The organism is Bradyrhizobium sp. Kon58 (assembly GCF_055807455.1).
Window position 1 is genome coordinate 1 of record NZ_JBVVOT010000117.1, and the last position, 548, is coordinate 548.

Sequence of the window (548 nt, forward strand, 5' to 3'; positions counted from 1 at the left end):
CTTCCTGAGGCAATAAGGAAGGATATTTCGCAGGACCCTGCGTTGGCACTGGATAAGCTTATCCGCTTGCCCGAGGCGCAGACGCTGGGTGAAGACATACAAGAAAAAATCAAGTTGCTCCAGACGGCCACCAGCGCAACTGAAAGTGTGAGCGCCGCACTTGTGCAAGAACTTGACCCAGGATTGGGCAAGTCACCATTCAATTTAGCGGGCTATAATCTGTATAGCGAAGATAACGCAGGCGCCCCGGCTGCCGAAATTGTAAAGCGTTTTATCGCTCACCTTGAGAAGACGATCGGCGCTGAGGCAGCGCCTCTTGCGGCGCGTTTGTTATTGTCGGTAGCCGCCCCGGAATTTCTGGTAAAAGACATGCCGCCTAACCTTGTGTTTGGCTCTCATGCTTGGACGAATTTTTCCATCGAGGTCTCGCGTATAGAACAGCAGAGTCCAGGTGCTTCACCCAATATGACGTTTAGTCAAGTCATGGCCTTCGGTGATACACCCCCTATTTCCGTTGAGGGTGAGCAAGAGCTGAATCTGGCTGCGCG

The 548-nt window shown here is 52.6% G+C and carries 1 protein-coding gene; it reads left to right on the plus strand.

Translation table 11 applies throughout. The features are described 5' to 3' along the window. Positions 1-42: 42 nt before the first annotated feature. A partial coding sequence (locus AC0L20_RS39720) for a hypothetical protein (RefSeq protein WP_473295623.1) occupies positions 43-548 on the plus strand: 506 nt, incomplete at its 3' end.